At 73.0% G+C, this 24,939-nt stretch carries 16 protein-coding genes and 1 riboswitch; of the genes, 6 read left to right on the top strand and 10 right to left on the bottom strand.

Going from position 1 to position 24,939, the window contains the following annotated elements; translation table 11 throughout:
* Position 1: 1 nt before the first annotated feature.
* Positions 2–1,270: a precorrin-3B synthase gene (cobG, locus tag ACZ501_RS33890; RefSeq protein ID WP_468800501.1), complete on the bottom strand. Its 1,269-nt coding sequence runs from the start codon at positions 1,268–1,270 to the stop codon at positions 2–4.
* 709 nt (positions 1,271–1,979) lie between these two features.
* Positions 1,980–2,079: riboswitch (cobalamin riboswitch) on the top strand.
* Positions 2,080–2,132: 53 nt separating this feature from the next.
* Between cobG and cobN the strand changes: the two genes are divergently transcribed.
* The gene (gene cobN / locus ACZ501_RS33885) at positions 2,133–5,756 is read left to right on the top strand and encodes a cobaltochelatase subunit CobN (protein ID WP_361603592.1); all 3,624 of its coding nucleotides are present in this window, start codon (positions 2,133–2,135) and stop codon (positions 5,754–5,756) included.
* 96 nt (positions 5,757–5,852) lie between these two features.
* On the opposite strand, the gene ACZ501_RS33880 is transcribed toward cobN, so the two are convergent.
* Positions 5,853–6,362: a hypothetical protein gene (locus ACZ501_RS33880; protein WP_468800444.1), complete on the bottom strand. Its 510-nt coding sequence runs from the start codon at positions 6,360–6,362 to the stop codon at positions 5,853–5,855.
* A 263-nt stretch (positions 6,363–6,625) separates the two neighbouring features.
* On the opposite strand from ACZ501_RS33880, the gene ACZ501_RS33875 reads away from it, so the two are divergent.
* Positions 6,626–8,842 (top strand): terpene synthase family protein, encoded by a 2,217-nt coding sequence (locus ACZ501_RS33875; RefSeq protein ID WP_468800441.1) that lies wholly within the window; start codon positions 6,626–6,628, stop codon positions 8,840–8,842.
* A 73-nt stretch (positions 8,843–8,915) separates the two neighbouring features.
* On the opposite strand, the gene ACZ501_RS33870 is transcribed toward ACZ501_RS33875, so the two are convergent.
* The 7 genes from ACZ501_RS33870 to ACZ501_RS33840 all read right to left on the bottom strand — a co-directional run bounded on the left by ACZ501_RS33870 (position 8,916) and on the right by ACZ501_RS33840 (position 18,544).
* Positions 8,916–10,151: a GNAT family N-acetyltransferase gene (locus ACZ501_RS33870; RefSeq protein ID WP_468800438.1), complete on the bottom strand. Its 1,236-nt coding sequence runs from the start codon at positions 10,149–10,151 to the stop codon at positions 8,916–8,918.
* Between the two features lie 106 nt (positions 10,152–10,257).
* On the bottom strand, positions 10,258–11,523 hold the full coding sequence (locus ACZ501_RS33865) for a YncE family protein (protein ID WP_468800435.1): 1,266 nt from the start codon (positions 11,521–11,523) through the stop codon (positions 10,258–10,260).
* Positions 11,524–11,638: 115 nt separating this feature from the next.
* Positions 11,639–12,790: an XdhC family protein gene (locus ACZ501_RS33860; RefSeq protein ID WP_468800432.1), complete on the bottom strand. Its 1,152-nt coding sequence runs from the start codon at positions 12,788–12,790 to the stop codon at positions 11,639–11,641.
* Positions 12,791–12,861: 71 nt separating this feature from the next.
* Positions 12,862–14,325, bottom strand: coding sequence for an NCS2 family permease (locus ACZ501_RS33855; protein ID WP_361603610.1), 1,464 nt, complete (start codon positions 14,323–14,325; stop codon positions 12,862–12,864).
* A 321-nt stretch (positions 14,326–14,646) separates the two neighbouring features.
* On the bottom strand, positions 14,647–17,046 hold the full coding sequence (gene pucD / locus ACZ501_RS33850) for a xanthine dehydrogenase subunit D (protein WP_361609456.1): 2,400 nt from the start codon (positions 17,044–17,046) through the stop codon (positions 14,647–14,649).
* A gap of 2 nt (positions 17,047–17,048) precedes the next feature.
* Positions 17,049–17,648: a (2Fe-2S)-binding protein gene (locus ACZ501_RS33845; protein ID WP_361609454.1), complete on the bottom strand. Its 600-nt coding sequence runs from the start codon at positions 17,646–17,648 to the stop codon at positions 17,049–17,051.
* 2 nt (positions 17,649–17,650) lie between these two features.
* Complete coding sequence (locus tag ACZ501_RS33840; RefSeq protein WP_362466381.1) at positions 17,651–18,544, bottom strand: FAD binding domain-containing protein; 894 nt, start codon at positions 18,542–18,544, stop codon at positions 17,651–17,653.
* A gap of 254 nt (positions 18,545–18,798) precedes the next feature.
* Between ACZ501_RS33840 and ACZ501_RS33835 the strand changes: the two genes are divergently transcribed.
* Complete coding sequence (locus ACZ501_RS33835) at positions 18,799–20,475, top strand: PucR family transcriptional regulator (protein ID WP_361609450.1); 1,677 nt, start codon at positions 18,799–18,801, stop codon at positions 20,473–20,475.
* A 176-nt stretch (positions 20,476–20,651) separates the two neighbouring features.
* Positions 20,652–21,422: a hypothetical protein gene (locus ACZ501_RS33830; RefSeq protein ID WP_361609448.1), complete on the top strand. Its 771-nt coding sequence runs from the start codon at positions 20,652–20,654 to the stop codon at positions 21,420–21,422.
* A 428-nt stretch (positions 21,423–21,850) separates the two neighbouring features.
* Here the strand turns inward: ACZ501_RS33830 and ACZ501_RS33825 are convergent, their stop codons facing one another.
* A complete protein-coding gene (locus ACZ501_RS33825) occupies positions 21,851–22,537 on the bottom strand; it encodes a GntR family transcriptional regulator (protein ID WP_468800429.1) in 687 nt (228 codons plus the stop codon).
* Between the two features lie 166 nt (positions 22,538–22,703).
* Between ACZ501_RS33825 and ACZ501_RS33820 the strand changes: the two genes are divergently transcribed.
* Both ACZ501_RS33820 and ACZ501_RS33815 read left to right on the top strand, forming a co-directional pair.
* The gene (locus ACZ501_RS33820; RefSeq protein ID WP_468800426.1) at positions 22,704–23,573 is read left to right on the top strand and encodes a (2Fe-2S)-binding protein; all 870 of its coding nucleotides are present in this window, start codon (positions 22,704–22,706) and stop codon (positions 23,571–23,573) included.
* A 192-nt stretch (positions 23,574–23,765) separates the two neighbouring features.
* Entirely contained in the window at positions 23,766–24,824 is a 1,059-nt protein-coding gene (locus ACZ501_RS33815) for a DUF2637 domain-containing protein (protein ID WP_468800423.1), read from the top strand.
* The last annotated feature ends 115 nt before the right edge of the window (positions 24,825–24,939 follow it).

Here is a 24,939-nt window from a genome sequence, read left to right as displayed (position 1 = left end):
TTCACTGCGATGCGGGTGTTGTGGTGGTGCGTGCGGCCGTGAGGACGGCCGCCAGACGGTCGTACGGGGTGGGCCGCCCGTCGAGTTCGTACCCGTCGGAGGTGGCGACCAGGTCGACCCAGGCGGTGCCGCGCGGATGGCCGCAGCGGCGCGCGCAGCCGGACCAGTGCACGGGCAGCTCGCCCGCCGAGCCTGTGACGACGGCACGCGCGTCGGCGCGTACGTCGGCCAGGGACTTGGCGCAACCGGGCTTGCCGGTACAGGCGGTGACGGACCGCCAGGGGCTGTCGGCGGCGGTGACCAGGCCGGCGGCCCGGATCCGGGCGCCGGCGTCGGCGGGCCAAGGGGCCTCGCCCCGCGGGAGGATGACGCTGCGCCAGGGCGTGACGCGCAGCTCGCCGCCACCGGAGGCGGCGACGTCGGCGAGGACCCGCCACTGGGCGGAGTCCATCCGGCCGAGCGGCGGCAGGACGCACAGGGCGTCGCCGGCCCCGCCGGGCCGCGGCGGCTGCCCGTGCGGCCACGCCACCTCCGGAACGCGGGCCGCGTCGATCCCGGCGGCGGCCAGCCGCAGGGCGAACTCTGCGGCGTCGAGGCCCGTTCCGTCGGGCAGCTCGGCGACCCGCCAGGCCCGGGTCCCGGCGGCGTCGGCGGCGTCGAGGAAGTACTCGGCGGCCAGCAGCGCCGCCCGGGGCGCGTCGGCCGCGGCGACGGCGACGGCCTCGGCGGCCGCTCCGAGCCGCACCAGCGCCCGCCCGTCCGCGCGGCCGAGCACGGTCACGTCGGGGTCGAGGGCGGCGACGTCCCCGCGGCCGTCGTCGAGGGCGAACAGGAACCGCCCGGAGAGGGCGGCCGCCCGGGCGCCGGCGCACAGCACGCGGTCGAGCTCGCGCACCCAGTGCACGACCTGGGGGCCGCCCATCGGCGAAGCCACGATGTTGCGCACCCGCTCGTGGCTCGGCGCGGGCAGCAGTCCGGCGCCGTCCAGCAGCGCCGCGAGCCCGGCGCCGCAGTCGTCGGTGAGGCCGCGCAGCTGGACGTTGCCGCGCGAGGTGAGTTCCAGGTGCCCGTCCCCGAACCGGTCGGCGGCGAGCCCGAGCGCGGCGGCCTGACGGACGGTGAGCAGCCCGCCGGGAATCCGGACGCGCGCCAGGTACCCGTCGTCGGCGGCGTGCAGCCGCAGCGCGCCGGGGCAGGCGTCGCCGCGGTCGCGTATGACGGGTTCGTCCCGCGATGCGGCGGAAGGGGGCTGGGGCATGGCCGCGAGCATACCCACGATTCCCCACCCCCGACCTGTGTCCGTCGCCACCCCGAACCCCCACACCCCCACCGCCACCTGAGGCCCGACGCCCGGGGAGGCGAAGCCCCGGAAATCCGACGTGACTCCACAGACGAACCCCGTGGCGCCCGGGGCGAAACCCCGGAAAAACCCACAGAACAGCGGAACAAAGCCCCGTGGGGGCGGGGGCGAAGCCCGTGGGGCGGGGGCGCGAAGCCCGGTGGAACCCGCGGAGCCCGGGGCGAAGCTCCACAGAACCCACGGGGCCCCGGGGGCGAAGCCCCCGAGCACGGGGTCCGGGGGCGAAGCCCCCGAACACGGGGTCCGGAACGAAGCCCACGGGGGTGAGGGCGGGGGCGAAGCCCCGCAGAACCTACGCGGGCCCGGGGCGAAGCCCCCGAACACGGGGTCCGGGGCGAAGCCCTGGGGGTGGGGTCCGGGGCGAAGCCCCGCAGAACCTACGCGGGCCCGGGGCGAAGCCCCCGAACACGGGGTCCGGGGCGAAGCCCCGGGGAACGGGCGAAGGGTGGGGCGGGGAGCAGCCCGCGCAGCGCACCCCCACCGCACCCGCACCCGGCACCCGCCCACCCCCGCCACGTCCCCCACCCCGGGCCCCACCACCGCCGCCCACCCCACCCCCACTCCCGGCCAGGGAAAAGGCCGCCTAAGATGACCTTCCGACGGACCGCTCGGCCCGTCATCGCCGAGGACGGCGACATGGGAGGAAGCCCGGTGCGATTCCGGCGCGGTCCCGCCACTGTGAACCCCGCGGAGCGATCGGCCGGGTGAGTCAGGAACTCCCGCTGTCCTCACTGCCCGGGGCGCGGAAACCCCGAGGAAGGCCTGCCGCCGCATGATCCTGCTGCTGTCGACGTCCGACACCGATCTGCTCAGCGCCCGCGCCGCGAACACCGCCGGCGGCCCCGTGCCGTACCGGTTCGCGAACCCCTCCCGCCTTCCCCTCGACGACCTCCCCGGTCTCCTCGACGGGGCCGAACTGGTCGTCGTACGCCTCCTCGGCGGGCTCCGCGCCTGGCAGGAGGGCCTGGACGTCCTCCTCGCGCCCGGCCAGACCCGCCCGGTGGTCGTGCTGACCGGCGAACAGGCCCCCGACGCTCAGCTGATGGAGGCCTCCACGGTCCCGATCGGCATCGCCGCCGAGGCGCACCGCTACCTCGCGCACGGCGGCCCGGCCAACCTGGAGCAGCTGGCGCGCTTCCTCTCCGACACCGTGCTGCTCACCGGCCACGGCTTCGAGCCGGCCGCCACCTCCCCCACCTGGGGCCCCCTGGAGCGCACCCCGCACGCGGCCCCCGCCGGCCCGCGCGTCGCGGTGCTCTACTACCGCGCCCACCAGATGAGCGGCAACACCGCCTTCGTGCACGCCCTCTGCGACGCCATCGAGGCGAAGGGCGGGCAGCCCGTCCCCCTGTACGTCTCCTCCCTGCGCACTCCGGAGCCGGAGCTGCTCCAGGCCCTGGAGCCGGCCGACGCGATCATCACCACCGTGCTCGCGGCCGGCGGCACCCGCCCCGCCACCGCCTCCGCGGGCGGGGACGACGAGTCCTGGGACGCGGGCGCCCTGGCCGGGCTCGGCGTGCCGATCCTCCAGGCGCTGTGCCTGACGGGTTCGCGCGGCAACTGGGAGGAGAACGACGAGGGCCTGTCCCCGCTCGACGCCGCCACCCAGGTCGCCGTCCCCGAGTTCGACGGCCGGCTCATCACCGTCCCGTTCTCCTTCAAGGAGATCGACGAGGACGGCCTGCCCGCGTACGTGGCCGACCCCGAGCGGGCCTCCCGCGTCGCCGGCATCGCCGTACGCCACGCCCGCCTGCGCCACATCGAGCGGCGCGACAAGAGGATCGCGCTGGTCCTCTCCGCCTACCCGACCAAGCACTCCCGCATCGGCAACGCGGTCGGCCTCGACACCCCGGCCAGCGCCGTCGAACTCCTGCGCACGCTCATCGCGGAGGGCTACGACTTCGGCCCGGTCACCGAGATCCCCGGCCTGGTCTCCGGCGACGGCGACGAGCTGATCCGCGCCCTGATCGAGGCCGGCGGCCACGACCAGGACTGGCTGACCGAGGAGCAGCTGGCCCGCAACCCGGTCCGCATCCCGGCCGCCGACTACCGGCGCTGGTTCGCCGAGCTGCCCGCGGAGCTGCGCGAGCAGGTCGAGGAGCACTGGGGCGAGGCGCCGGGCAACATGTTCGTGGACCGTTCCTCGAACCCGGAGGGCGACATCGTCCTCGCGGCGCTCCGCCGCGGGAACCTGCTGATCCTCATCCAGCCGCCGCGCGGTTTCGGCGAGAACCCGATCGCGATCTACCACGACCCGGACCTGCCTCCCTCGCACCACTACCTGGCGGCGTACCGCTGGATCCAGGCCGCGGCCGAGGACGGCGGCTTCGGCGCCGACGCGATGATCCACCTGGGCAAGCACGGCAACCTGGAGTGGCTGCCGGGCAAGAACGCCGGCCTCTCGGCGTCCTGCGCCCCGGACGCGGCGCTCGGCGACCTGCCGCTCGTCTACCCGTTCCTGGTCAACGACCCGGGTGAGGGCACGCAGGCCAAGCGCCGCGTGCACGCCACCCTGGTCGACCACCTGGTGCCGCCGATGGCCCGCGCGGAGTCGTACGGCGACATCGCGCGCCTGGAGCAGCACCTGGACGAGTACGCGCAGATCAGCGCGATGGACCCGTCCAAGCTTCCGGCCATCCGCGCCCAGATCTGGACGCTGATCCAGGCGGCGAAGCTCGACCACGACCTGGGCCTGGACGAGCGGCCCGACGACGACGGCTTCGACGACTTCCTCCTGCACGTCGACGGCTGGCTGTGCGAGGTCAAGGACGCCCAGATCCGCGACGGCCTGCACGTCCTCGGCGGCGCCCCGACGGGCGAGGCCCGCGTCAACCTGGTCCTGTCGATCCTCCGCGCCCGCCAGATCTGGGGCGGCACCTCCGCCCTGCCCGGCCTGCGCGAGGCCCTCGGCCTGGACGAATCGGCAGCCACCCGCACCGCGGCCGACACCGTGGAGGAGACGGCCCGCGCCCTGGTGCAGGCCATGGAGGACGCGGACTGGTCCCCGGACGCGGTCGCCGCGGTCTCGGCGGGCCACCCGCAGGCCGTCTCGGACATCCTCGCCTTCGCCGCCCACGAGGTCGTACCGCGCCTGGCCGGCACCACGGACGAGATCGCGCACGTCGTCCGGGCGCTGGACGGCGGCTTCGTCCCCGCCGGCCCGTCCGGCTCCCCCCTGCGCGGGCTGGTGAACGTCCTCCCCACCGGCCGCAACTTCTACTCGGTCGACCCGAAGGCCGTCCCCTCCCGCCTCGCGTGGGAGACGGGCCAGGCCCTGGCCGACTCCCTCCTGACGCGCTACCGCGACGACCACGACGGCGCGTGGCCGGCCTCGGTCGGCCTCTCCCTCTGGGGCACGAGCGCGATGCGCACGGCGGGCGACGACGTGGCGGAAGCCCTCGCGCTGCTCGGCGTCCGCCCGGTCTGGGACGAGGCCTCCCGGCGCGTCACCGGCATCGAGGCGATCCCCCTCGGGGAGCTGGGTCGCCCCCGCATCGACGTGACCCTGCGCATCTCGGGCTTCTTCCGCGACGCGTTCCCGCACGTCATCGGCCTCCTGGACGACGCGGTCCGGCTGGCGGCCTCCCTGGACGAGCCCGCGGAGTCGAACTTCATCCGGGCCCACGCCCAGGCGGACCTGTCCCTGCACGGCGACGAACGCAAGGCCACCACCCGCATCTTCGGCTCGCGCCCGGGCACGTACGGGGCCGGCATCCTCCAGCTGATCGACTCCCGCGACTGGCGTACGGACGCCGACCTGGCGGAGGTCTACACGGTCTGGGGCGGTTACGCGTACGGCCGCGGCCTGGAGGGCCGCCCGGCCCGCACCGAGATGGAGACGGCGTACAAGCGCATCACGGTCGCCGCCAAGAACACCGACACCCGCGAGCACGACATCGCGGACTCCGACGACTACTTCCAGTACCACGGCGGCATGGTGGCCACCGTCCGCGCCCTGCGCGGCACGGCCCCGGAGGCCTACATCGGCGACTCCACCCGCCCGGAGACGGTCAAGACCCGCACCCTGGTCGAGGAGACCTCCCGCGTCTTCCGCGCCCGCGTGGTGAACCCCAAGTGGATCGAGGCGATGCGCCGCCACGGCTACAAGGGCGCCTTCGAACTGGCGGCGACGGTCGACTACCTCTTCGGCTACGACGCCACGACGGGCGTGATCGCGGACTGGATGTACGACAAGCTCACGGAAACGTACGTCCTCGACCCCACGAACCGCGCCTTCCTGGAGGAGGCCAACCCGTGGGCCCTCCACGGCATCGCGGAACGCCTCCTGGAGGCCGAGTCCCGCGGCATGTGGGAGAAGCCGGACCCGCAGGTCCTCGAATCCCTCCGCCAGGTCTACCTGGACACGGAGGGCAACCTGGAAGCCGACTCGGACTGACGCCGTCCGGTGAGCACGTTCAGGCCGTCCCCCCGCCCACGGCGAGGAGGACGGCCTGTCCGCCGTGATGCGCACGACGAACCCGTCAGCCCTCCCTCAGACCGGGTTCACGCCCGACGCCCGCTGCCACTCCGCGGCCTCCCGCACCAACGGCCCCACCACTGACCGCGCGCCGGCCGCGTAGACCATCCACCGCAGCTCCTCGCAGCCGTAGACCGCCTCGCCCCGCGCGTCGACCCACACGCACACGACGTTTCCGGCTTCCGCCGTCACGTCCCACCAGGACCAGCTCCGCTGGCCCGGCTGGAACGCGTACAGGAGGTCCTGGACCGTCCACTCCTCGTCCCCCCGGTGAGCCGCGTACCTCGGAGCCGCCTCCGCCCAGGCCTCGGCAGCCCAGCCGGGCACGTCGGCCTCCGGGACGCTCTCGGCCCCGAAGTCGGCTTCCAGGGCGGCCTTGACGCCGGCCCCGACCAGCTCCCGCAGGCGTCGTGCGAAGACCTCCGCCTCGTTCCACGCCCGCACCTCGACGTAGAACGCCGACAACGGCCCCTCGGGGGACGCATGGGGGCGGCCGGCGATCCTGGCGAGCTCGGCAGAAGACACCACCACACCACCCTCCCACGCCCGACGGCACATGGTACGGGGGGAGCGTCTCCGGCCGGGGCCCGCGAGGGCCGGGCGCGCCGCCTCCCCCGCCCCGTGCATCGATCCACACACACACCGCAGCGGGTCGCGGAACGGCGTGTGCGTCACCTGAAGCGGTGAACTCCTCCTTAACCGGGGGGCGCCGGGGGTAGGGCAGTGCTGATCTCGTGCGGGGGGCGGAGGACCGGTCCCCGCATCCGTGACGAAAGGCCGGCCCCGCAGTGACGCAGCCGTTTCAACTGCCGGAGTTCTACGTGCCCTACCCGGCGCGCCTGAACCCCCACCTGGAGGAGGCGAGGGTCCACACCAAGCGCTGGGCGCGCGGCCTGGGAATGCTGGAGGGCTCCGGCGTCTGGGAGGAGCGGGACCTCGACTCGCACGACTACGCGCTGCTGTGCTCGTACACGCACCCCGACTGCGGCAGTGAGGCGCTGTCGCTGGTCACCGACTGGTACGTGTGGGTCTTCTTCTTCGACGACCACTTCCTGGAGACGTTCAAGCGCTCCCGGGACCGTGCGGGCGCCAAGGCCTACCTCGACCGGCTCGCCGCCTTCATGCCGATGGACCTGGCGAACGGTTTCCCCGAGGCCACCAACCCCGTCGAAGCCGGGCTCGCCGACCTGTGGGCGCGTACCGTGCCGGCCATGTCGGCGGACTGGCGGGAACGGTTCTCCCTGTCCACCAGGAACCTGCTCGACGAGTCGATGTGGGAGCTCGCCAACATCGGCATCGGCCGGGTGGCGAACCCCCTCGAGTACATCGAGATGCGCCGCAAGGTGGGCGGCGCGCCCTGGTCGGCCGGCCTGGTCGAGTACGTCGCGGCGGAAGTCCCGGCGCGCGTGGCGCACTCGCGCCCGCTGGGCGTCCTGCGCGACGCGTTCTCCGACGCCGTGCACGTCAGGAACGACATCTTCTCCTACCAGCGGGAGGTCGAGGAAGAGGGCGAACTGTCCAACGCCATCCTGGTGCTGGAGACGTTCCTCGGCTGCTCCACCCAGGAGGCCGCCGAGATCTCCAACGACCTGATCACCTCCCGCCTCCAGCAGTTCGAGCAGACCGCGCTCACGGAACTCCCCCGGCTCTTCGCCGACCACGCCCTGAGCCCGCCCGAGGTCGCGGCCGTACTCGCCTACGCCAAGGGGCTGCAGGACTGGCAGTCCGGCGGCCACGAATGGCACATGGTCTCCAGCCGGTACATGAACGAGGGTGCCCGGGCCACGGGGCGGCCGGCCCTGCCCTTCCGCCCGAGCGGGCTCGGCACCAGCGCCTTCGACCTGGGTTCGGTCTGCACCCGGCGCTCGGTGGAGCTGCGCCGGCGCTCCTTCGGCCACGTGCCCTTCGAGAAGACCGGCCCGTCCGTCATCCCCGACATGAACATGCCCTTCGAGCTGTCCCTCAGCCCGCACCTGGAACACGCCCGCCGCGGCGCGGTGGAATGGGCCCGGCGGATGGGCATGCTGGAACCCCAGCCCGGGGACCCGGGCTCCGCGATCTGGAACGAACAGAAGATGCGCGGCTACGACTTCGCCCTCTGCTCGGCCGGCATCGCCCCGGACTCCACCGCGGAGGAGCTGCTGCTCAACGCGTGCTGGCTGACGTGGGGAACGTACGCGGACGACTACTACCCCGTGGTGTTCGGCCAGTCGGGGAACCTCGGGGCGGCCAAGGCCACGACCGCGCGGCTGATCTCGATGATGCCGGTGGACGGCACGCAACCGGTGGTGCCGGTCACCGTGATGGAACGCGGACTCGCCGACCTGTGGCTGCGCACCAGCCGGGACATGGCCCCGGCCGTCCGCGCGGAGTTCCGTGCCACCGTCGTGAGCATGCTGGAGAGCTGGGTGTGGGAGGTGGAGAACCAGCTCCACCGCCGTGTCCCGGACCCGGTGGACTACGCGGAGATGCGCCGCCACACCTTCGGCTCGCAGCTGACCATGTACATGTGCCGGCTCGGCCGGCAGGGCCGGGGCATTCCGGAGGAGATCTACCGGTCGGGGACCATCCGGTCGCTGGAGAACGCGGCGGCCGACGTCGGCTGCCTCGTGAACGACATCTTCTCCTACCAGAAGGAGGTCGAGTTCGAGGGCGAGGTGCACAACCACGTCCTCGTCACCCGGACCTTCTTCGGCATCGGCTACCCCGAGGCCCTGCACATCTGCCACTCCCTGATGAGGCGGCGCGTCGAGGAGTTCGAGCACACCGCCGCGCAGCTGCTGCCCGTGCTCTACGACGACTGGAAGCTGGACGCCGCCGCCCGGGCCGGGCTCGACGGGTACGTCGCCGAGCTGCGCAACTGGCTCGCCGGGGTGCTGCACTGGCACCGGATGACCCGCCGGTACCGTGAGGAGGACCTCCACCGCCCGGGCGACGCGCTGTCCACCGGCGTCCTCGGCTCCGGCTTCGGCATGTCGGCGGCACGGATCGGCCTGCGCGCCTGATCCTGGAGGCAGTGGGGGCGGTCCGCTCGCCCGCCCCCGCTGCGGTCGGCCCCCCGCCCGCCCCCCGACGGCGTCAGAACTCGTCGGCGGTGTGCGGCAGCAGCCGCATGTGCAGGGCCGCGTCCAGGGCGGCCGCGGCGCCCGGCGTGTGCTCGGTCACCAGCCCGGCGGCCACCAGCTCCTCGACGCGGGTCCCGCCCAGGTAGCAGGCGGCCAGTTCCCGTACGTCCAGGGTGAGATCGGGGTCCGCGCCCGCCGGCTCGTACGTCGCCCCGCCCGGGCCGGCCTTGAGCCGGAACCGCCCGGCGTTCGCGGGAAGCCGTGCGTCGGACAGCGCGAGTACGAGTTCCACGGGCGCGGCCCACGACCGCGCGGTCAGCGCCGCCCGCACGTCGACCAGCCGCAGCCACAGCGCCGGGAACTGGGCGGTGACCCTGACCTGGTCGCGGTCGGCGGCGAAGTGCAGCAGGGGGTCGTCGAGGGGCCTGCCCCAGGCGGACACCCTGCCGGTCAGGTCGAGGGAGGCCAGGCACTGCCACAGCGCGGCGGCGACGGCCGGGGTGGCGGCTTCCAGTTCGTCGACGCGGACCAGGCCGGGCCCGCGGGCGGGCGCGCCCTCGTCCTGGTGCTTGGTGCGGTAGAGGGCGTAGCCCGCCACGGGTTCCCCGGGCTCGCCGAGGACGATGATCCGGGGCGGGCTCAACTCCTCGTCCTCCTCGTCCCGTTCGCAGAGCCACTCCTCGCTCCAGCGCTCCGCGCTGCGGCTCGGCCGCCCGGCCCGGGTCGTGCGGGCGGTTTCGTGGAAGGGGGCGATGACGGTGGCGGCCTCGTCCGGGCCGATCAGGCGCAGCGGGCGCGGGTCGGGGTCGATGCGCAGGGCGAGCGGCCGGGTGGAGTCGATCTCGATGGTGGCGCCCTGGGTGGCCGGTCCGTAGCCGAAGCGGCCGTAGATGGCGGCTTCGGAGGCCCACAGGACGACGAGCGGGCTGCCCCCGGCCCGGGCGCGGCGCAGCTGTTCGTCCATCAGGCCGGTGAGGACGCCCCGGCGCCGGTGGGTGGGGGCCACGGAGACGAAGGTGAGGCCGGGGGCGGGGAGGTCGGCGCCGCCGGGGACGGAGAGGCGGAACGCGTGGGCGGCCATGAAGCCGACCAGCGCGTCGCCGTCGTAGGCGCCGAGCCGTGCGCAGCGGGCGAGCAGGGCGCGGTGCCGTTCGCGGGCCTGCGCCTCCGGCCGGTCGTGGAAGACCAGGTAGGCGAGCTCCTGGGCCCGGTCGATGTCGGCCTCGGGTACCTCGCGGATGTCCACCATGATCGGGAGACTAATCGGTCATCGCGGACCGCTCACACCATAATGGCCGGATCTGCCCGTTCCGGCCGGTGCCGCTGACGGGCCGGCCGGGTCCGGGGCCTTGCCGTCAGGGGCCGGCGGGGCCGGTCCAGCCGGCCGGGACGTGGCCGATTCGGACCCGCTGGGGGTGGTCGCCGACGGGGACGGAGACCCGCTTGGCCCCGGTGGCGAAGTCGATGGCGGTGATCCGGTCGGCGCCGCTCTCGGAGATGACGCAGGCGGTGCCGTCGCCGTTGACGGTGGCCCAGTAGGGCTTGTCGGCGGGGACGAGCGGCCCTTCGGCGAGGGTGGCGCGGTCGACGACGGTGGCGTAGTCGTCCATGGTGCCGGCGATGCAGAGCCTGCTGCCGTCGGGGCTCATGGACATGCCGTGGTGGCGGGAGTCGTTGACCCATTTGGTGCGGTCGGCGGGGGTGGCGGGGTTCTCGGGGAGGGTCTTGACGCGGGTGATCCGGTCGGAGGCGACGTCGTACTCGACGAAGCCGTTGAAGAACGACACCTGGAAGTACAGCTTCGATTCGTCGGGGCTGAAGGAGACCGGGCGTACGGCGTCGGACAGGTCCCCCCGCCCGAAGGCGTCGAGGCGTTCGCGCATGTCGATGACGCGGACGGTGCGGAAGGTCTGCGCGTCGACGACGGTGATCTTCCGGTCGCCCTTGGTCCAGTCGAGCCAGGGCGCGTCGAGGGCGGAGGTGACGTCGCCGATGGCGCTGTTCCACAGGTAGCGGCCGCCCTGGGTGAAGGTGTTCTCGTGGGGCTTGTCGCCGGTGGTGAAGGAACCGGCCTGCCGGCCGGTGGCGATGTCGAGGACGTGGACGGTGTTCGCGGTGGAGGCGGAGACGGCGACCCGGGTGCCGTCGGGCGAGACGGCCATGTGGTCGGAGCGGTAGCCGGCCACGGGGAAGCGCCAGTTGATCCGCCCGGAGCGGAGGTCGATGGAGACGACGTCGGCGAAGCTGGGGCGGGAGACGACGACGGCGGAGCCGTCGGGCGTGGTGTACATGTCGTCCACGAACTGGTCGTGGCCCTCTCCGGCCGTGGCGCGGACCCCGAGGAAGAAGCCGAGCTTGACGGGGTTGAGGTAGATCTCGCGGAGCCGCTCCTCCTTGTCGGGCACGACGTCGATCCGGCCGATTCGGGCGAGGTCGCCGGTGGAGGCGAGGACGTCGGCGGTGCCCTCCCAGTTGTTGCCGACGAACATCACCTCGCGCAGGCCGCCGGCCGGCGGTGTCGCCGCCCGGGAGGCCGGGCCGAGGGCGGCCACGAGGCCTGCGAGCGCCAGGGCGCACGTCAGGCGCAGGGTTCGTGCGGGGATACGGCCGGTCCGGGACATCCGCTCAACTCCGATACGGGAAAGCGCTGTTACCGGCCGGTAAAATAGGCGGGACGCGAAGAAGGCGCAACCCCCAGGAGGGTTGCGCCTTTCTCCCGGGTCAGGGGGCGCCCCTTCAGGCGACCGAGCCGATCCTGCCGACCACCGTGGTCGAGGCGTCGTGGTGGATCGGTATGTGCGCGCCCGTCAGGGCGGCGCCGCTGCCGCCGCGGCGGTTCGCGACGATCTCGGCGGCGATGGACAGCGCGGTCTCCTCCGGGGAGCGGGCGCCGAGGTCCAGGCCGATCGGGGAGCGCAGGCGGGCCAGTTCGAGCTCGGTGACGCCCACCTCGCGGAGCCGCTTGTTGCGGTCCTCGTGGGTGCGGCGGGAGCCCATGGCGCCGACGTAGGCGACGGGGAGCCTGAGGGCCAGTTCGAGGAGCGGGACGTCGAACTTGGCGTCGTGGGTGAGGACGCACAGCACGGTGCGGCCGTCCACCTGGGCGCCCTCCAGGTAACGGTGCGGCCAGTCGACCACGATCTCGTCCGCTTCGGGGAAACGCTTCTTCGTCGCGAAGACGGGCCGGGCGTCGCACAGCGTGACGTGGTAGCCGAGGAACTTGCCGATCCGCACCAGGGCGGAGGCGAAGTCGATGGCACCGAAGACGATCATCCGCGGGGGCGGGACGCTGGACTCGACCAGCACCTTCAGCGGCTCTCCGCAGAGCCGGCCGTCGGCGCCGATCTCCAGCACACCGGTCCGGCCGGCGTCCAGCATGGCGCGGGCCTCTTCGGCGACGGTGCGGTCCAGCTCGGGGTGGCCGCCGAAGCCGCCCTCGAAGGAGCCCTCGGCGTCGATGACGAGGGCGCGGCCCATCAGCTCGGCCGGGCCCTCGGCGATCCGGGCCACCGCGGCGGCCTCGCCCCGGGCGGCGGCGCGCAGCGCGGTGGCCAGCACCTCCCGCCGGGGGGAGCCCGCGGGGACCGGGGTGACCAGGATGTCGATGATCCCGCCACAGGTCAGACCCACGGCGAAGGCATCGTCGTCGCTGTATCCGAAGCGTTCCCGGACGGTCTCGCCGTCCTCGAGCGCCTGCCGGCACAGCTCGTACACCGCGCCCTCCACGCATCCGCCGGAAACCGATCCGATGGCCGTGCCCTCGCTGTCGACGGCGAGCGCCGCTCCGGGCTGCCGGGGTGCGCTCCCGCCGACCGCCACGACGGTGGCGACGGCGAAGTCACGTCCCTGCTCGACCCACCGGTTCAGTTCCTCGGCGATGTCCAGCATGTGCGGCCTCCTCGGAGAGGTGTCGGATTCCAGTATCGGATGCGTGGAGGATCAGGTCGTGCTCACGTGCCCTACTTGACGCCGAGCCACGCCTCGAGCGGGTGGAGCGAGAAGAAGACCAGGAAGATCCCGGCCAGCACCCACATGAAGGCACCGACCTCGCGGGCCTTGCCCTGGGCGACCTTGATGGCCACGTAGGCGATCACACCGGCGGCCACGCCGGGGGTGATCGAGTACGTGAACGGCATGATCACGACGGTCAGGAAGACCGGGATCGAGGTGGCGCTGTCGGCCCAGTCCACGTGGCGGGCGTTCTGCATCATCATCGCGCCGATGACCACCAGGGCGGCGGAGGCGACCTCGCTCGGCACGATCTGCGTGATCGGCGTGAAGAAGAGGCAGGCGGCGAAGAAGAGACCGGTGACCACGGAGGCGAGACCTGTGCGGGCTCCCTCTCCGACGCCGGTCGCGGATTCGACGAACACGGTCTGGCCGGAGCCGCCCGCGATGCCGCCGATGGCGCCACCGGCACCGTCGATGAACAGCGCCTTGGACAGGCCCGGCATGCGGCCCTTGTCGTCGGCCAGCTTGGCCTCGGTGCCGACGCCGATGATGGTGGCCATCGCGTCGAAGAAGCCGGCGAGCACCAGGGTGAAGACGATCATGCCGATCGTCATGACGCCGACGTCGCCCCAGCCGCCGAAGGAGACCTGGCCGAACAGCGAGAAGTCGGGCATCGAGATGGCCGAGCCGGACAGCTCCGGCGGGCCGCTGCGCCAGGCCTTGGGGTCGATGTCCACGACGGCGTTGAGGATCGCGGCGACCACGGTGCCGCCGACGATGCCGATCAGGATGGCGCCGGGGACCCTGCGGGCCTGCAGCATGAAGATCGCGAGCAGGGTCACGCAGAAGAGCAGGACGGGCCAGCCGGCGAGCTCGCCGACGGAGCCGAGCTGGACCGGGGGACCGAACTCGGAGCCCTTGCCGACGAAGCCGGCCTTCACGAGGCCGATCAGGGCGACGAACAGGCCGATGCCCATGGTGATGGCGTGCTTGAGCGCGAGGGGGATGGCGTTCATGATCATCTCGCGGAGGCCGGTGACGACCAGGAGACAGATCACGACGCCGTACATCACGCACATGCCCATGGCCTGCGGCCAGGTCATCTGGGGCGCGACCTGCGAGGCGAGCACGCCGGAGACGGACAGGCCGGCGGCCAGGGCGAGGGGGACCTTGCCGACGAAGCCCATGAGGAGGGTGGTCAGGGCCGCCGCGAAGGCGGTGGCCGTGATCAGGGCCTTCTGGCTCATGGTGTCGCCGGCGACGTCCTTGCCGGAGAGGAGCAGGGGGTTGAGCAGGAGGATGTACGCCATGGCCATGAAGGTCGTGACGCCGCCGCGAACCTCGTTGCCGACGTTCGAGCCTCTATGGGTGATGTGAAAGTAACGGTCGAGCCAAGAACGCCCAGCGGGGTTCAGAGTGCCGTCGCCGGCCTCTTCCGCGGTGGTCTTGGGCTCCACAGACGACTGGGTCATGGTGCCTGACTCCCAAGGTTCAAAGGGGCACCCGCATGGAGATTGGAGACACGGGATTTGGGAAACTGCGCTGGCTGCACGACCCGGGGTGACGGCCCGAGGCGACGCGGAATGTGCACTGCGTGTACTGCGGGTAGTGCGGGGTGACCGCTGGTACTACGTGGGGGTTTTTGCAGGGGTTCTGCGAGGTGACGAGGACCGCGAGCGGAGCGGTACTTCGTGCTCCGGGCGGTGCGGCTGTGAAGTGTGACGTTCCCGTGCCGCACCGCCCGGAAGTCCGAGGGGGGTCCGGGGGCCTCTCGGCCCCCGGACCGCGCCGTCCTAGAGGGTCCCGGTGAGGGCTTCCGGACGGATCGGCGTCTTGTTGAGCTCCAGCCCGGTCGCCGCGCGGATCGCCGCGAGGACGGCCGGCGTGGACGACAGGGTCGGGGCCTCGCCGAGACCGCGAAGCCCGTACGGGGCGTTCGGGTCGGCCAGCTCCAGGACGTCGACGGGGATGGTCGGGGTGTCCAGGATGGTCGGGATCAGGTAGTCCGTGAAGGAGGGGTTGCGCACCTTCGCGGTCTTCGGGTCCACGATGATCTCCTCCATGACGGCCACGCCGAGACCCTGGGTCGTACCACCCTGGATCTGGCCCACCACGGAGAGCATGTTCAGCGCCTTGCCGACGTCCTGGGCGGTCGCCAGCTCGACGACCTTGACGAGGCCGAGCTCGGTGTCCACCTCGACGACCGCGCGGTGCGCGGCGAAGGTGTACTGGACGTGGCCGTCGCCCTGGCCGGTGACCAGGTCGAACGGGACGGTCGGGCGGTGGCGGAACTCGAGCTCGAGGTCGATCGCCTCGTCCTCGAGGATGTCGGCGATGTCCGCGAGGACCTCGCCGCCGTCGGTGACGACCTTGCCGCCCTCCAGGAGCAGCTCGGCGTGGGCCCAGGCCGGGTGGAAGGAGCCGTTCTTGCGGCGGCCGATCTCCAGCAGGGCCTCGCGGACGGCCTCGCAGGTGTTCTTCACGGCGCCACCGGTCATGTACGTCTGCCGCGAGGCGGACGTGGAACCGGCGGAGCCGACCTGCGTGTCGGCCGGGTGGATGGTCACCTGCGTGACACCCAGCTCCGTACGGGCGATCTGCGCGTGGACGGTGACACCGCCCTGGCCGACCTCCGCCATGGCCGTGTGGACCATCGCGACGGGCTCGCCGTTGATGACCTCCAGGCGCACGCGGGCGGTGGAGTAGTCGTCGAAGCCCTCGGAGAAGCCGACGTTCTTGATGCCGACCGCGTAGCCGACGCCGCGGACGACGCCCTCACCGTGGGTGGTGTTGGACAGGCCGCCCGGCAGCGCGCGGACGTCCGCGCCCTCGCCGGCGCTCTCCCACTGGCGCTCCGGCGGCAGCGGGCGGGCCTTGACCCGGCGCAGCAGCTCGGCGACCGGGGCCGGGGAGTCCACGACCTGGCCGGTGGGCATGATCGTGCCCTGCTCCATGGCGTTCAGCTGGCGGAACTCCACCGGGTCCATGCCCAGCTTCGCCGCGAGCTTGTCCATCTGGGCCTCGTACGCGAAGCAGGCCTGGACGGCGCCGAAGCCGCGCATCGCGCCGCAGGGCGGGTTGTTCGTGTAGAGCGCGATCGCCTCGATGTCCACGTCGTCGATGACGTACGGGCCCACCGAGAGGGAGGACGCGTTGCCGACGACGGCCGGGGAGGCCGAGGCGTAGGCGCCGCCGTCCAGCACGATCTTGCACTTCATGTGCGTGATCTTGCCGTCCTTGGTGGCGCCGTGCTCGTAGTACAGCTTCGCCGGGTGGCGGTGCACGTGGCCGAAGAAGGACTCGAAGCGGTTGTAGACCATCTTGACCGGCTTGTTGGTCGCGAGGGCCAGCAGGCAGGCGTGGATCTGCATCGAGATGTCCTCGCGGCCGCCGAAGGCACCGCCGACGCCGGAGAGCGTCATGCGGACCTTCTCCTCGGGCAGGCCGAGGACGGGGGCGATCTGCTTGAGGTCCGAGTGCAGCCACTGGGTGGCGACGTAGAGGTCGACACCGCCGTCCTCGGACGGCACGGCGAGACCGGACTCCGGGCCGAGGAAGGCCTGGTCCTGCATGCCGAAGGTGTACTCGCCCTCGACGATGACGTCGGCGCGCTTGCGGGCCTCCTCCACGTTGCCGCGGATGATCGGCTGGCGGTGCACGATGTTCGGGTGCGGGACGTGACCGGAGTGGTGGTCGTCTCGGCCCTCGTGGATCAGGATCGCGTCGGGGGCGAGGGCGGAGGCCTCGTCGGTGACGAGCGGGAGCTCCCGGTAGTCGATCTTGATCTTGGCGGCGGCGCGGCGGGCGGTCTCCGGGTGGTCGGCGGCCACGAGGGCGACCGGCTCGCCGTGGTGGCGTACCCGGCCGTTGGCCAGGACCGGGGTGTCCTGGATCTCGAGGCCGTAGTTCTTCATCTCGGCCGGCAGGTCCGCGTAGGTGAGCACGGAGTACACGCCGGGCATGGCCAGCGCCTCGGAGATGTCGATGGACGCGATCTCGGCGTGGGCGACGGTGGAGCGCAGGGTCTGGCCCCACAGCATGTCCTCGTGCCACATGTCCGAGGAGTACGCGAACTCGCCCGTGACCTTGAGCGTGCCGTCCGGGCGCAGCGTCGACTCGCCGATGCCGCCCTTGTTGTGCTTCTGGGTGACGTTCGTCGGGGTGCCGGAAGGCGCGGTGCGGGTGTTGGCCATGATCAGACAGCCTCTCCCTGACGGGCGGCCGCGAGGCGGACCGCGTCGAGGATCTTCTCGTAGCCCGTGCAGCGGCAGAGGTTGCCGGACAGGGCCTCACGGATGTCCTGGTCGGACGGGTCGGCGTTCTGCTCCAGGAGAGCGTCGGCCTGGACCAGCAGACCCGGGGTGCAGAAACCGCACTGGACGGCGCCGGCGTCGATGAACGCCTGCTGGATGTTGGAGAGCTCGGCGCCCTCACCGGTCTGGGAGTCGGTGCCCTTGGCGGACCACTGCTTGGCCTCGTCCGTGGAGACGCCCTTGCCGCCGCCGCACGCGCCGGTGCCGCAGGCGTGCCCGTGGTCCTCGCGCTGCTTGGCGAAGTCCGCCAGGCCCTCGACGGTCACGACGTCGCGGCCCTCGACCTGGCCGGCCGCGACCAGGCAGGAACAGACCGGCACGCCGTCGAGGCGGACGGTGCAGGAACCGCACTCGCCCTGCTCGCAGGCGTTCTTGGAGCCGGGCAGGCCCAGACGCTCACGCAGCACGTAGAGAAGGGACTCGCCCTCCCACACGTCGTCGGCTTCCTGCGGACGACCGTTGACAGTGAAATTGACGCGCATGGTTACGCAGCCCCTTCAAGCGAGCGGCCGTTGTTGCCGCGGTACTGCTCCCAGGTCCAGACGAGCTGGCGGCGAGCCAGGATGCCGACCGCGTGGCGGCGGTACTTCGCCGTGCCGCGGACGTCGTCGATCGGGTTGCACGCGCCGGAGGCGAGCTCACCGAACTGCTTGGCGATCGACGGGGTGATGACCTTGCCGTTGTCCCAGAAGCCGCCCTCTTCGAGCGCGGCGTTCAGGAACTCCTCGGCGGCCTTGGCCCGGATCGGGGTCGGGGCGGCGGAGGCGATGCCCGTACGCACGGTGCGGGACTCGGGGTGCAGCGCGAGGCCGAAGCCGCAGACCGCGATGACCATCGCGTTGCGGGTGCCGACCTTGGAGTACTGCTGCGGGCCCGTGGCGTTCTTGATGTGGACCGTCTTGATGAGCTCGTCGGCGGCGAGCGCGTTGCGCTTGACACCGGTGTAGAACTCGTCGATCGGGATCAGGCGGGAACCGCGTACCGATTCGACCTCGACCTGGCAGTCGGCGGCGAGCAGGGCGGGGTGGGAGTCACCGGCGGGCGAGGCGCAACCGAGGTTGCCGCCGACACCGCCGCGGTTGCGGATCTGCGGGGACGCGACCGTGTGCGAGGCGAGCGCGAGACCCGGCAGCGTGGTGCGCAGGTTCTCCATGATCTGGGTGTACGGGACGGAGGCGCCGAGCTTGGTGACCTCCTCGCCGACCTCCCACTCCCGCAGCAACTCGATGCGGTTGAGGTCCAGGAGGTATTCCGGACGGCGGTGATCGAAGTTGATCTCGACCATGATGTCGGTGCCACCCGCAATCGGCACAGCTGTGGGGTACTCGGCCTTAGCGGCGAGTGCCTCCTCCCAGCTGGCGGGGCGAAGGAAGTCCATGTGCGGCTCTCTTCTTCATAATCGGGTCGTTCACTTCAAGCCAGGAGGCCGAAGGGCCCTCGACTGGTCGTTCACGTGCTGTTAACGCGGTGTGGAGCCAGTACACAAGCCCGGTGTCCCTCGGGTGCAGTCACCGAAACCATGAAGGAGTTGGCTGGCGGCCTCCTTCGTCTTGTAGATTCGTATGAAAGGCAGGATGCGACGACCTGCCCGATTTCCAACGGCAACATTCGAGACAGATCGGCGGCGACATCATGCGGCTGCGCGCACTGCTGGAAACCGAGGCGCTGGGGCTGCGGCTGCTGGGCGGCGAGGAAGAACTCGACCGGACGGTCCGCGGGGTCATGACGACCGACCTGAGGGATCCCAGCCGATACCTGACGGGAGGAGAACTTGTCCTCACCGGCCTGGCATGGCGAAGAAATTCGGCCGACTCCGAGCCATTCGTACGAATCCTCGCGAGCGCCGGCGTCGCGGGCCTGGCGGCCGGCGAGGCGGAACTGGGAGACATCCCCGACGATCTGGTTTCGGCCTGTCTGCGCAACCGGCTGCCGCTCTTCGCGGTGAACGAGGACGTTGCGTTCGCCACCATCACCGAGTACGTGGTGCGGCAGGTCTCCGGGGAGCGCGCGGGCGACCTCGCGGCCGTCGTGGACCGCCACCGGCGGCTGATGACCTCGGGCCCCGCGGGGGGCGGACCCGACGTGGTGCTGGATCTGCTCACCACCGACCTCGATCTGCGGGCCTGGGTGCTCTCGCCCACCGGCCGGCAGATCGCCGGGGCCGGTGAACCGCTGTCTCCGGGCATCTGCGCGGCGCTGGCGAGCGAACACCTCGCGGCGGTCCGGACCGGCCGCAGGGGCCCGCACCGGATGTCCCTCCAGGGTATTACCTACTCCCTGTTCCCGATCAGGGGACACGGCCGGGGCGCGGGCCCCGCCGCCCGCGACGTGCGCGAGAGCGTGCTGTCCGACTGGCTGCTGGCCGTCGAGGCGGACGCGGGCGACTGGCCCGCCGAGCGCCTGGACCTGCTCCAGGGCGTCACCCAGCTCATCGCGGTCGAGCGGGACCGCCGCGACGCGGCCCGCACGGTGCGCCGCCGCCTGGCCCAGGAGGTGCTGGAGCTGGTCCAGACGGGCGCTCCGCCCGCCGAGATCGCCGCCCGCCTGCGGGTGGCCGCCCCGGTGCTGCTGCCCGGGCTGGGCACCGCCCCGCACTGGCAGGTCGTCGTGGCACGGGTGGACTGGGAGGGCGGGGACATCCCCGGCGGCCCGGTGGCCCAGTCGCTGCTGGAGGAGATCCTCGTCGACCCCTCGATGGCCGGGCCGGAGCCGTCCGACCGGATCGCGGTGGCCCATGCGGGTGACGAGGCGATCGCGCTCGTCCCGCTGCCCGCGCTCTCCGGCGACGCCGGCGAGGACAAGGGCCCGGATTCCGCCCTGCACGCCGACGCGCTCCTGGCGGCCGTACGGGAGCCCCTGGCGGCCGGCCTGGCCGACGACGGCCGGCTCACGCTCGGCGTCAGCGCGGCCGTGCACTCCGCCGAGGGCCTGCGCGGGGCCCTGGAGGAGGCGCGGCACGCCCGCCGGGTCGCGGCGGCCCGCCCCGGGCGGGTCTGCGCCGCCGGGCACCACGAGCTGGCCTCGCACGTACTGCTGCTGCCGTTCGTGCCGGACGACGTGCGCCGCGCCTTCACGGCCCGTCTGCTGGACCCGCTGCGGGACTACGACCGCAGGCACCGGGCGGAACTGATCCCGACCCTGGAGGCGTTCCTGGACTGCGACGGCTCCTGGACCCGCTGCGCGACGCGGCTGCACCTGCACGTCAACACGCTGCGCTACCGGGTCGGGCGAATCGAGCAGCTGACGGCGCGTGACCTTTCGCGGCTGGAGGACAAGCTCGATTTCTTCCTGGCCCTGCGCATGAGCTGACCCCCGGCCCTCCCATCAGCGCAGCTCCCTCCAGGGGGCCGGGCAGGGCCGGCTGACGAGCCGTCCGGACTTTGTGAAAGAGTTCACCCGACCCCTTGGCCGATGCAGCCGATCCGTGCTCTCATTTCGCCCCAGGGCTCAACGACGTGCTGCTTGGTTGCTTCGGGGAGGGCAATGTGGCGGATACCGCCATGTCCGGTGCGGGATCGACGGGGGGCGACGACCCCCTCCAGCGGGCGATATGGCGGCTGCGCTCGCGCGGCTGTTGGTCGGACGCGGCGGCCCTGCTGACGCCGCACGCGGACCAGGCGGGGGCCGCGGTGCAGCGCACCGCGCTCCTGGTGGAGCGGTGCCTCTTCACGGGACAGGGCTGGTCCGAGGCGGAGGACGCGCTGCGGGTGGCCGAGGCCGTGGCCCGGGACGACGACGAGCGGGGCGCGGCGGCCTGCGAGCGGGGCCAGCTGGCCTACGCGGCCACCGTGCTCGGGGTGCGCGACCGGGCGGACGAGGCCCGTTCGGCGCTGGGGCGGGCGGCCGCCCTGCTGTCCCCGGCGTCGCGGACCCGCCCGCTGCTGGACTTCCGGCGGGGCCTGGTCGCCGAACACCTGGCGGACGCCCCGCAGGCGGCCCGGCCGGCCTACCACCGCGCCCACACGGGGGCGGCGGCCCACGGCGACACGCTGCTGCTGTCGTTCACCTGGCGCCACCTGGCCGCGCTGTCCCTGCGGGACGGCGAGGTCGCCGAGGCCCGCAAGGGCTTCGCGGAGTCCCTGCGGATCCGGGAGGACCTGGGGTTCCTGGTCGGCACGGCGCCCGCCCTGGCGGCCCTGGCGGAGGTCGAGCCGGAGCCCGAGGCGACCCGGCTGCGCGCGGAGGCCCGGCGCCTGTTCCACCTGCTGGGCGGCATCCCGACCTGGCTGGCGGACCAACTCACCCCGGCGGCGTAGCCCTGCGGGGCGGGCCCGGGGGCTCGCGGACCAGCTGCCCCCCGCCGCCTGACCCTGCGGGGCGGGGCCCGGGGTCCCTGCGGGGCCGGTCCCCTACCCGCCCTTCCACCGTTCCCAGGGGCGCCGCCCCTGACCCCGTTGCGCTCAAACGCCGCGCGGGCTGGGATGCGCTGGGCGAAATCCAGCCCCGCTGGCCTTTGAGGCGCGGGGGTCCGGGGGCGGAGCCCCCAGGGGGTCCGGGGCACAGCCCCCAGGGGGTCCGGGGGCGGAGCCCCGGGGGGTCCGGGGCACAGCCCCCAGGGGGTCCGGGGGCGGAGCCCCGGGGGGTCCGGGGCTCAGCCCCCAGGGGGCCGGGGCGCAGCCCCGGGGAACGGGCGAAGGGCGGGTAGGGGACCTCGCCCCGGGCAGCGGGACCCCAGCGGGAGCGGTCAGGCGCCGGCGAAGTGGGCCCGGACCAGGGATTCCACCGCCGGGAGGTCACGCGCGGCCAGCGCCTCCAGCAGGGCCGTGTGCTCGGCCGCGTCGGCCACCAGGTCGGCGCGGCGCACCCGCGGCGCGCCGGGCAGGGGCCACTGGGCACGGCGGTGGAGCTCCTCGGCGATCTGCACCAGCTGGCCGTTGCCCGAGAGGGAGAGCACCGCCCGGTGGAAGGCCCGGTCGGCGTCCGCGTACCGGGGCAGGTCCCCCCCGGCGGCCGCCTCGGCGGTGGCGAGGGCCGCCGGGCGCAGGGACTCCCAGGCCGCGGCGGGCACCGAGCGGGCGAGGCCGAGCATCACGGGCACTTCGATCAGGGCCCGGACCTCGGACAGCTCCGCCAGGGTGCGGGGGGTGCGGGTCAGCACGCGGAAGCCCCGGTTGGGCAGGCATTCCACCGCCCCCTCCAGCGCCAGCTGCTGCATCGCCTCGCGGACGGGGGTCGCCGAAACCCCGAACCGCTCGCCGAGCGCGGGACCCGAGTAGATCTCCCCCGGCACCAGCTCCCCGTCCACGAGGGCGGCGCGCAGCGCGTCGAGGACCTGCCCGCGCACCGAATGGCGCAGCACCTTCTGCGGCGGGAGCAGGGGCTCCTGCGCCGCCGGCTCCTGTGACACCAGGGCATGGGCCGCTTCGTGCACTCGGTCCTCCTCCGGGTCTCGACCGGTACCGAGGATAGGTGACGGGGCCCGGGGCGCCCTCGCGAGCGGTGCGGCGCCTCCGGGCGGGCCGCGGATTCCCCCGCCGACCGGGATCCAGTAAGGTAAGCCTCACCTTTCCTCACGACGTGTGATTCGGTGGTCCGCCATGCCCGGCCCGGCTGTTCCCGCCCCGCTCCCGTCCGCACCCGCCCCGGCCGGCTCTCCGGTGGCGCGCGCGTACGAGCGCCTGGCGGCCGCCTACCCGGGCCTGCGGGCCGAGGAGCACGGCGCGCACGAACCCCTCCCTCGCGGTGGGGGCTGGGTCGGCGCGCACGAGCTCGCGGAAGGCGGCGCGGCCCTCGACGCCCACCTCGCGTGGGACCGGGCCCAGGTGCTGCGGGATTACGGGCGGGAGGGCAGGCCCGACGTGGTGGCCGGGTTCGGCCTCCACCGGTACGCCTGGCCGGCCTGCCTGCTGATCACCGTCCCGTGGTTCCTGGAGCGCCGGGTGCCCCGGCTGCCCGTGGAGCGGGTGTCCTTCCACCGGACCCGGGGGCGGATGGCCGTACACGTCGGGGAGTTCGCCTGCCTGCCGGACGACCCGGCGGCGGCCCTCCCCGGAGCGCGGGTGGTGTCCGGCGAGGAGGCCCTGCGCGAGGAGGTGCGGGCAGCGGTGGCCCAGCACCTGGAACCGCTGCTGGCGGGTTTCGGCCCGCGGATGCGGCGCGGCCGCCGCGCCCTGTGGGCGATGGCCACCGACGAGGCGGTCGAGGGGCTCTGGTACGTCGGGAGCCTGCTCGGCGAGGAGCGGCGGGCCGTGCGCGAACTGGAGCTGCTGCTGCCGGGCGCGGTCGCGCCGTACACCGCCGGCGCCGGTTTCCGCGCCCTCGCCGGCCCCGGCGGGGCGGAGCCGACCACCAGGGACCGGGCCGGCTGCTGCTTCTTCTACACGATCCGCCCCGAGGACACCTGTACGACCTGCCCGCGCACCTGTGACGCGGACCGCGTCGCCCGGCACACGGCGGCCGCACGCTGAACCCACCCGTTCGACTGAAGCTGATTCGAACCCAACTCGGCACCTCCGAGCGCCAGTTCGACCCGCAACACCCTATTCGACGGGACCCGCACCCCGATGGCGTCCACTTGCCCCGAAACCCACGTGCACCACTGACCGGCTGCGCCACTATGGCGCCCGGAACGCCGCATACGCGAGGCAAGGGACATCCGCATGAGACTGACCGACATATCGCTGGACTGGCTGCTGCCCGGCAGCCTGTTGCTCCTGGGCGTACTTGCGGCAGTGGCGGTACTGGCCCGGGGCAGGCGTGAGGGCGAGAAGGCCGCGGCCGACGACAGCTGGGAACGCAGCGAGGAACGCCGGCGCCGCAAGGAAGCCGTCTACGGCACCGCCTCCTACGTCCTGCTCTTCTGCTGCGCGGCGGTGGCCGCCGCGCTCTCCTTCCACGGGCTCGTCGGCTTCGGCCGGCAGAACCTGAACCTCTCCGGGGGCTGGGAGTACCTGGTCCCCTTCGGCCTCGACGGGGCCGCCATGTTCTGCTCGGTGCTCGCGGTCCGCGAGGCCAGCCACGGCGACGCCGCCCTCGGCTCCAGGATGCTGGTCTGGCTGTTCGCCGGGGCGGCCGCCTGGTTCAACTGGGTCCACGCCCCCCGGGGTTCGGGCCACGACGGCGCACCGCAGTTCTTCGCCGGGATGTCGCTCTCGGCGGCGGTGCTCTTCGACCGGGCCCTCAAGCAGACCCGCCGGGCGGCACTGCGCGAGCAGGGGCTGATCCCGCGCCCGCTGCCGCAGATCCGCATGGTCCGGTGGCTGCGGGCACCCCGGGAGACCTTCGGCGCCTGGTCGCTGATGCTGCTGGAGGGGGTACGCACCCTCGACGAAGCGGTGGACGAGGTGCGCGAGGACAAGAAGGAGCGGGAACAGGACCGGCACCGCAGGCGGGAACAGCACCGCCTCGACCGCGCCCACATCAAGGCGCTGGGCCGGCAGAACAGGGCGTTCGGGCGGACCCGGGCGCGCCAGGTCGACCTGCCGGGGCTGGCTCCCGGGTCGGGCTCCGCGCCGGTCGGCGCGGAGCCCGCCATATCGGAAGCGGGACAGCTGCCCCTGCGCCGAAGGCCCTCACTTCAGGCCGTGAACGGAACCGAACCCACTGATCCCTCCGGTCCGCGGACGGTGGACCTCACCGCCGAGGACGACACCCAGACGATCCCCCGGCTCGACCACCTGGAGCGCAAACTGAAGGACCTGGAGCAGCAGTTCGGCTGACCGGACCGCGCGCGGGGGGGGGGGGGGTTTTCGGAGGGGTGAACCAACCACGAGGCCAAGGAGGGAAGGAGACTCCCAACCCGAACAAAAACACCCCCTCAGCCCCCCCCCTGAG

It is taken from the genome of Streptomyces sp. NPDC034085 (assembly GCF_055575555.1).
The sequence above is the reverse complement of the archived record's forward strand: the minus strand, read 5'-3'. Positions and strand labels throughout refer to the sequence as shown.